Origin of the sequence: Agrobacterium vacciniicorymbosi (assembly GCF_040427045.1) — a bacterium.
Taxonomy (GTDB): Bacteria; Pseudomonadota; Alphaproteobacteria; order Rhizobiales; family Rhizobiaceae; genus Agrobacterium.
Genome location: NZ_JBETMF010000026.1, coordinates 1 through 8,249, shown reverse-complemented (window position 1 = coordinate 8,249; position 8,249 = coordinate 1). Strand labels below are relative to the sequence as shown.

Sequence of the window (8,249 nt, the reverse complement as noted above, 5' to 3'; positions counted from 1 at the left end):
TAAATCTTGCCGAAAGCTTGGGCCTTGTCCTATCACTTAAATAACGGCACGTGACGTGCTCGCAGTGCTAACCAGTCCAACCGCACCATCGACGAAAAGATCGATTCGCTAATTGGTAATATTGCATCAGGCCCAGCTATGAGCTGCTTCGATGCGCATGTCTTTTCTAGCTTCGACATTTTGGATAGATCTCCGATGCGCGTGACTGTAATGATATTATTCAGTCCTCTTCCTGCGATGCCGTTATCTTTTGTCACAAACGCCAGAGTTTCTGTTATGCAGTTGGAAAGGCTCTGTGAGGCTATAGAGGCAGATATCATCTTGCATATGGAGGATGATTGGATATCGCTTGGACGGATAGGATTTGCCGCATTGCACACTTTCAACAATAACCCGCGTACTGCAAATATAACTACACAACGCCGACAAAAAGGGATATCAATACCAGAAAGAATTTCAGAAAAGAACAAATTACTGCTGACATCAAGCTCCCACGTATCGTCTTTTTCTATATTCACAACGTAGCCTTCTTTTTTACGAGGCGAATTCACGCCACCATGCGGGCGGCGGCTGATTGAAAAAATATGATTTGGAAAAGCAGTTTTATTCAGACGTTAATATTGAATTCGAACAGATCGTTGCTCGCTTCAAAAAACAACATTTATTCGCCAGACGCGAAACTGGTTACTCGAAACATTGGATGGAACGAAGAGACCCGCGACCGATCTCAAAAACGATTCTAGAAAGACAAATATGTTTGGTCCACGTTAGGAACGCATAGTTGTAGGTAAGTGTATGACGGTGAAAAATGCGCAATCCTTATCTACGTATTGGATTAAGTAATACAAAAGCTGATTAAAGCAATGTAAAATTGCTGTCCCGGATCGACATTTGTGTTAAAGGCAACGGCCAGGAAATGTTGAGTTTAGGATCGAATGGGTTGACCCCACCCTCGGCTTCAGGTGTGTGCTGTTTATCATGCAGATATACGAGCTCGCAGTTTGCGCTCAATGTCTGAAAGCCGTGCGCAAAGCCCGCGGGAATGAGGAGCGAGCGTAAATTCTCTTCTGAAAGTATTTCACCGTGCCACTTAAGATAGGTCGGCGAATAAGGTCTCAAGTCTACAGCAACATCAAATATCACACCCTTTATGCAGGATACGAGTTTGGTTTCGTCATAAGGAGCGTGTTGGAAATGCATGCCGCGGATAACACCCTTTGCTTGCGTCATCGTATGATTTATCTGCGAGATGCGCCCTGTGCCGAACTTTGGTATTTCCTCCACACAGAAAAACCTCGAGAAAAAGCCGCGATCATCGCCAATTCGTTGGCGCTCTACGAGCATGAGGTCTGACAGCGACAGCGGTGTGAAGGTGAAACGGGGCACGGGTTGGTTCAAACCTCTTATCTAGTTTATATGAAACCTGTACAGCTTTCTCTTTTCACGTACAAACTCATGATACAGATAGAAACTGTCGGTGTTTCAAAGCCATCGATCAACGAGCAAAAAATGAAAAAAATTCTCATTACAGGCGCTTCAGGGTTTGTAGGTTTGCATGTTTTAAATAGGCTCTCCTTAGGAGAGAACGAGATTAGTGCGATTGTTCGCCCTCATTCTGCTGCAAAGATAGATGGCATACACGCAGTAAAAATTGTGGAAAGCGAAGCACTTTTTTTTGAACGTGAGGAGTGGTGGATCAAGGTCCTTTCTGGTATCGACACTGTTATTCATCTTGCTTGGTATGCCGAGCCCGGAATGTACCTAAACTCCGACAAAAATCTTGATTGTCTAGCCGGAACACTTACGATGGCAAAGGCTGCGGCGAAAGCAGGGGTACGTCGTTTTGTCGGCATTGGTACATGCTTCGAGTATGACGTAAGTGTTGGTAAGCTTTCGGTAGATTCCCCTTTAAAGCCTTTAACACCTTACGCTGCGGCAAAAGCCTCAACCTACCTCACACTATCCCAGTGGTTCGGATCTCAAAGCGTTGAGTTTTCGTGGTGCAGACTTTTCTACCTATACGGGAAAGGAGAGAATGAACGACGCTTCGTCCCATATCTCCGAAAATCACTAGCGGCAGGTGTTCCAGCAGAATTGACTTCTGGCGTGCAGATAAGAGACTTTTTAGAGATAGAAGAGGCGGCTAAAGTGATCTGCGGGGTCGCTTACGGGGGACCGTTCGGTGCAGTTAACATTTGCTCCGGTATACCAATAACGATAAGGGCCTTTGCAGAAAGAATTGCAGATGAGTACGGTCGTAGAGATCTGTTAAAGTTCGGGGCAAGAAAAGATAACGAATTTGATCCCCCTGTGGTCGTCGGAATTATATAGGCTGCATTAGAAAATATGGATAAAATAGCTAACAAAATTGCCGTTGTTTATTTAGATCGATGGGACAACAAGCCCAATTTCAGAAAGGCGTTTTTGCATAGTTTGCAGTGGTTTCCTGCAGGCGTTGATTTCGATCTGGTGTGGCAGATGAAAGGATATCCCGACGATAAATTTTGCCATGAGCTTATAGACTTTAAAAAGCGATTCGCTGGGAAAATTATCCAGCTTCACTACCCAGACGACGTCTACCAATTCACACTCGCGCTAGATGCCGCCGAAAAATTGGATTACGATTTATTAGTGTTTTTTATATCTTACAGCCGTATCTTAGCCCCAAATTGGCTGAAATTGTATGTTAATGCTTTTGAAAACAACGAAAGCTGTGGGATGGTTGGAGCAACAGGCAGTTACGAGCAAGCAATGGCGGATCAAAAATTTCCTAATTATCATATCCGTACGAATGCTTTTATGATAAAATCCGACCTTTTCAAGTCATTAGATTATGGAGTGCTTCGAAATAAAATTGATGGAAATTTTGTTGAGGCGGGACCTAATAGTATAACGAGCCAAATTCTGCAGAAGGGATTAAATTTATTTGTTATAGATCGTTTTGGACGTGTATACTCACCTGAGAAATGGCCAATTAGCAGAACTTTTAGATCCGGATGCCAAGAAAATCTACTTGTTGCTGACAATAGAACGTCTCAGTATTCAATTTCCGCATGTCAAAATCGATCAAAACTCTCTAAATTGGCTTGGGGCAGGGATGTCAGCTGCAATAAAATCTCATGGGTTAAACGGTTCATACACCGCATTATATGGTACAATTTCTTTGCCAATCGACTGTTCTGTACGTTTCATTTGCAAATGCAGCGCTTCAAACACTTCAAGTAACTGAGCGAGTTAACAAAAAATATTATAGGTTTTAGATGGAAAGCAAAGTTTATAATAATGAAGATTTTCTACTTATAGAAAGCGAGCAGCTTCAATACTCTGAAGATGACATCCTTTTCAAATCATATTGGGACAAGTGGCAGTCAAAAGGCAAGTATAAGGGACGACAACTCGAAAAATATCGCCATCAGTGTAAAAAGAAATATGGGTGCCGTGACGACGCCTACCGCGCATTTATCTACAATACGTTTGAAATAAGAGTGGGAAAATACTCATACGGATACGAGCAGTTTTGCTTTAAAGGATCGACCCTAAATCAAATAGGTTCTTTTTGCTCTATTGCGGTGAATGTTGGAATTTCAGCTGGCGAACACCCTCTAGACAGAGTTTCAACAAGTCCTGCTTTCTATCTTTCTGATTTTAGGCTTACATCTGAAAATGCCGCTGATTTTGCTCAATTACAAAAGAAGGTCACTATTGGCCATGATGTTTGGATTGGCCGTGATGTGACGATATTAGGTGGCATAAAGATCGGCACTGGCGCAGTTGTAGGAGCGGGTGCGGTGGTTACTAAGGATATACCGCCATATGCCATTGTCGCTGGCGTGCCAGCTAGAATTATGCGCTTTCGCTTTGATGAAAGTGTGCAGCAGCACTTGTTAGATTCGCAGTGGTGGTTATGGGATGATCAAAAAATGCGGCAGAGGATAAAATTTTTTCAGGATAAGCCGGAATTTTGATTTTAGCCTAAAAATATTAATGACTTGATTTTCTTCAAAAATCTTCGCTGTATAGACGGACGCCGCGCGACGCATCTTTTAATATGCTCTTGAACAATACCATTTGCTTGGCGTCGTTCATATTTGGGCCAGTCTCTACAGTCCATCATTTCAACCGCTAACTCCTCGTATTTGGCACGTGCCTGTAAAAGTTTTTCAGGCGCGAGCTTATAAATTGGATTGGGCCGCTTTATTCTTTGTATAAATTCCGTATCTAAAGCGAGTGAAACCTTTCCATCCAGAATTGATGGCAATAAGGCAAGGTGATCGGACGCCCATAGAGTTTGGTATCTTTCTGTCACCCGATCCCAATCCCTCACCACCGTCTCCCGGCGCCATAATCCATAAAACCAACTTGGATGGCAGTTGAGTAAAAGTTGTCGCATCCTTTCTATTCCAGCTTCTTCTGGGACGTAAGGAAGTTCAAAAACACGTTCGGTCCTTACCGGCTCTTCGATTATGCGGCGAATTTTCGCGACAGCAATATCCGCCTCAGGCTGTTGGTCTAGTTGCCTCACTAAACATTCCAGATAGTTTGGAGCAGCCAAGTCATCATCAGCTCGCCACATGTAGTAAGGTGCCGGTAATAGATCTCTGACGCGTGTGAAGTTTTGTAGCCAAGGTATAGTCTGCTCTAAACGGAAGTGATGAAAACGTTTGTCACGTCGCGCAAAATCCGCACAAATTTCGCTTGTTCCATCTGTCGAGCCATTGTCTGAAATTGCGACCTCAAAATCCTCGAATGTCTGCTCTTGTAAGCATTTCAAGCTATCGCCGATAAACTCAAAACCGTTTAACGTTGGTAATCCGATACTCACTTTCGCCACGGTACGACTTCCTATTGCAATCTTTCGCGAAATATAGAAAAGAGACAGCAGTCTCCCATTATCTTAGGTAGATAACGGCGATAAGATTTTTGTCAATGCGGTTAATGGTGCTTCGCGGCGGAGTCAATATTATGAAAATCGTTATTCTCGCTGGCGGCTTTGGCACTCGCATTTCAGAGGAAAGCCATCTGCGGCCAAAGCCGATGATCGAGATCGGCGGGCGGCCTATTCTTTGGCATATCATGAAGACGTATAGCCACTACGGCTTCAATGATTTCGTGATATGCCTTGGATACCGCGGCTATATGATCAAGGAATATTTCGCCAACTACATTCTGCATTCGGCGGATGTCACATTTGATATGGAACGTGGCGAGACGACTTACCACTCGACCAAAGCGGAGCCGTGGCGTGTAACTCTCGTGGAGACAGGTGAGGCATCGATGACCGGCGGTCGCTTGAAGCGGGTTGCCAATTATCTCAATGAGACATTTTGCCTAACCTACGGCGATGGTGTCGCAAACGTCGATATTAAAGCTCTTACGGCCTTCCATCGCAGCCATGGCCGCGAAGCAACGGTCACAAGTGTCGTCCCGCCCGGGCGTTACGGAGCGTTGACGACTGATGCGGGACAGGTTCGCAGCTTCACTGAAAAACCTGCTGGCGACAATGCCCGCGTCAACGGCGGTTTCTTTGTCCTTAACCGTTCAGTTCTTGATCGGATTGCTGGTGACGATGTGTCCTTCGAAGCAGTGCCGCTTGAAGGGCTTGCCAAGGATGGTCAGCTTATGGCTTTCAATCACGATGGCTTCTGGCGGCCGATGGACACGCTGCGCGATAAAAAACAGCTAGAAGAACTATGGCTAAGCGGCAACGCGCCTTGGAAAATCTGGTCATGAGTCGCTTACCGGATTCACATTTCTGGAATGGTAAGCGCGTGTTTTTGACGGGGCACACTGGCTTCAAGGGAACCTGGGCTCGTATATGGCTGTCGCATCTTGGCGCAAAGGTCTTCGGATATTCTTTGTCGCCTCTGGCTTCTCCGTCGTTGCACACACTTGTTTCGGGCTGCGGACTCGCTAACGAAACAATTGGAGATATTAGAGACGCGGAGAGGCTGTCTGCTGCCATTAACCGAAGCAGAGCTGACATCATTCTGCATATGGCTGCTCAGCCGCTTGTCCGCCACAGCTATGCCGAACCCGTCGAGACTTTTGATGTCAACGTGATGGGGACCATAAGGCTTTTGGATGCAGCGCGGTCACTTGAAAATCTGAAGGCAATTCTGGTTATTACGACTGATAAGGTGTATGACAACGATGAAAGCGGACGCCACTTCGTTGAAAGTGACCGTTTGGGTGGGCATGACCCCTATTCCGGCTCCAAGGCCGCTGCCGAAATTGTCACTGCCACCTATCGCGATTCATTTTATCGGTTAAAGGGCGTGAGTGTAGCGACGGCAAGAGGTGGCAATGTTATCGGTGGGGGCGATTATTCAGCAGACAGATTGGTCCCCGACATCGTGCGGGCAGCTGTGGCTGACAGTATTATCGATATTCGCAGTCCGCTCGCCACGCGCCCTTGGCAGCACGTCCTCGATTGCCTTAGTGGCTATTTCCTATTCTGTGAAGATTTGTACGCTGCGAAAAACTTGCCGGATGCCCTGAACTTCGGTCCCCCTTCGGAGGAGGCACAGATTGCGGTTGGACATGTAGCATCCGATATCCAGGCTGCACTGGGTATGCGGGTACGCTGGCGAGACATTTCCCGGGATGACAAGCCGCGGGAGATGCAGACGCTCGCCCTAGACCCAGCCAAGGCCCGGGAATATCTCTCCTGGCAATCGAAGCTCAGCCAACGGCAAGCTATTGAATGGACTGGCCGCTGGTATGATCGCTGGCGTCAAGGCGACGAGGCATTGATGCTCGTCATGAACCAAATCGAAACTTTCACGAAAGGCGCATAACAATATGCCTCATCTCTGCCGCTTCTGTTCGACCCCATTGAATGCCGTTGTCGCCGATCTTGGTGCAACGCCTTGGTCGAATTCGTTTTTGCCTGATGAGGCGGCCATCGCTGACGAGCGTTCTTTTCCCCTGAAAGTCATGGTCTGCTCCGAATGTTTCCTCGTCCAGACGACGGAGACAGTTTCCCCCGGCGAGATATTCAATGCGGAATATGCCTATCTTTCATCATTTTCAACGAGCTGGCTCGACCATGCGAAGCGATATGCACAGATGATGACCGAACGTTTCACGCTCGATAGCAAATCGACGGTTATTGAAGTCGCGTCCAATGACGGATACTTGTTGCAGTACTTTGCTGCGGCTGGTGTCAATGTGCTCGGTGTAGAGCCTGCAGCCAATGCCGCCGAAATAGCAGAAGTTAGGGGCGTCAGAACAAAAGTAGCGTTCTTTGGCAGCGAAACGGCACGCATGATCGTCGACAGCGGTATTCGTGCCGATGTCACTGCCGCTAACAATGTGTTGGCTCATGTACCCGACATCGCAGATTTTGTGCGCGGCTTTGCAATTGCTCTAAAGCCGGATGGGGTTGCGACTTTCGAATTTCCGCACTTATTGCGCATGATCGAAGGGTTGCAGTTCGATACAATTTATCACGAACATTACTCTTATATCTCGCTGCTGGCTGCGGACAGAATTTTCGAAACCTGCGGCCTAAAGATTTTTGACGTCGAAGAATTGCCAACGCATGGCGGTTCGTTGCGCGTGTATGCTCAGAGGCACGACGGTGGACGCCAAGAAACAGAACGTCTTTTCGCGTTACGCGCTAAGGAAGAACAATTTGGGCTGAAGGATGTTAGGACATACCAGTCTTTCGGAACAAAAATAGCTGCCGTTTGTGACGAGTTCAAAGATTTTCTCCGCCACGCGCGAGATAGAAATAAAATCGTTGCGGCATACGGTGCGGCTGCAAAAGGCAATACGTTCCTAAATGTTTGCGGCGTTACACGCGATGACATCTGTTTTGTTGTTGATCGAAACAGCATGAAACAGGGAAAGCTTTTACCGGGAAGCCACATTCCCGTCTATCCACCCAGCGAACTGGAGCGCTTAAAGCCTGACTATGTAGTGATACTACCCTGGAATTTGAAAGGCGAGATCGTAGAGTTCTGCAATTACATCACGGACTGGCATGGGAAATTCGTTGTAGCTATACCAAAATTGCAAATACTAAACGATGAAACCTCATTTAAATCCATGCTGTAAATCCCGGCGGATTGCCGTTCAACCAGCGGGTTCTGTCATAACGGATGTCGATCACAGTAGAACGCTACCTACTGCATCGAAGCGGAGGCGCTTTATTGCTATGGAAGGCATGAAATTCTCAACACCGACTTAGGTTTACAGTTGACTTCCATCGGCTTTACTGTCGTGCTGAAGAAGGCAGAAATCTG

General features: G+C 46.6%; 9 protein-coding genes and 1 pseudogene. 7 read left to right on the top strand and 3 right to left on the bottom strand.

All coding sequences use genetic code 11. The annotated features are described in order from the left end of the window. Window positions 1-32: 32 nt before the first annotated feature. Together ABUK73_RS23285 and ABUK73_RS23280 are read right to left on the bottom strand one after the other, a co-directional pair. Window positions 33-518 carry a hypothetical protein gene (locus tag ABUK73_RS23285; protein ID WP_353579309.1) on the bottom strand — a complete coding sequence of 162 codons (486 nt, stop codon included), beginning with the start codon at window positions 516-518 and terminating at the stop codon, window positions 33-35. A gap of 337 nt (window positions 519-855) precedes the next feature. After that, entirely contained in the window at window positions 856-1,386 is a 531-nt protein-coding gene (locus ABUK73_RS23280) for a dTDP-4-dehydrorhamnose 3,5-epimerase family protein (protein ID WP_454892411.1), read from the bottom strand. A 123-nt stretch (window positions 1,387-1,509) separates the two neighbouring features. Here ABUK73_RS23280 and ABUK73_RS23275 point away from each other — a divergent pair, with 123 nt between their 5' ends. Genes ABUK73_RS23275 through ABUK73_RS23265 form a run of 3 tightly spaced genes read left to right on the top strand, consistent with a single transcriptional unit; the run spans window position 1,510 to window position 3,965 of the window. Beyond that, entirely contained in the window at window positions 1,510-2,331 is an 822-nt protein-coding gene (locus tag ABUK73_RS23275) for an NAD-dependent epimerase/dehydratase family protein (RefSeq protein WP_353579307.1), read from the top strand. A 15-nt stretch (window positions 2,332-2,346) separates the two neighbouring features. After that, complete coding sequence (locus ABUK73_RS23270) at window positions 2,347-3,225, top strand: hypothetical protein (protein ID WP_353579306.1); 879 nt, start codon at window positions 2,347-2,349, stop codon at window positions 3,223-3,225. Window positions 3,226-3,260: 35 nt separating this feature from the next. Next, window positions 3,261-3,965 carry a CatB-related O-acetyltransferase gene (locus tag ABUK73_RS23265; RefSeq protein WP_353579305.1) on the top strand — a complete coding sequence of 235 codons (705 nt, stop codon included), beginning with the start codon at window positions 3,261-3,263 and terminating at the stop codon, window positions 3,963-3,965. A gap of 2 nt (window positions 3,966-3,967) precedes the next feature. Here ABUK73_RS23265 and ABUK73_RS23260 read toward each other — a convergent pair whose 3' ends face one another. Beyond that, a complete protein-coding gene (locus ABUK73_RS23260; RefSeq protein WP_353579304.1) occupies window positions 3,968-4,831 on the bottom strand; it encodes a glycosyltransferase family 2 protein in 864 nt (287 codons plus the stop codon). A 131-nt stretch (window positions 4,832-4,962) separates the two neighbouring features. Here ABUK73_RS23260 and rfbF point away from each other — a divergent pair, with 131 nt between their 5' ends. From rfbF to ABUK73_RS23240, 4 genes and pseudogenes are all read left to right on the top strand, one after another. Continuing rightward, complete coding sequence (gene rfbF / locus ABUK73_RS23255; protein ID WP_353579311.1) at window positions 4,963-5,730, top strand: glucose-1-phosphate cytidylyltransferase; 768 nt, start codon at window positions 4,963-4,965, stop codon at window positions 5,728-5,730. Next, a complete protein-coding gene (gene rfbG, locus ABUK73_RS23250) occupies window positions 5,727-6,797 on the top strand; it encodes a CDP-glucose 4,6-dehydratase (protein WP_353579310.1) in 1,071 nt (356 codons plus the stop codon). Before rfbF ends, rfbG begins: the two co-directional genes overlap by 4 nt. A gap of 4 nt (window positions 6,798-6,801) precedes the next feature. Beyond that, window positions 6,802-8,061, top strand: a complete 1,260-nt coding sequence (locus ABUK73_RS23245; RefSeq protein ID WP_353579303.1) for a class I SAM-dependent methyltransferase — start codon at window positions 6,802-6,804, stop codon at window positions 8,059-8,061. A 17-nt stretch (window positions 8,062-8,078) separates the two neighbouring features. Beyond that, window positions 8,079-8,249 (top strand): annotated as a pseudogene (locus ABUK73_RS23240) (IS3 family transposase); the annotation flags it as partial.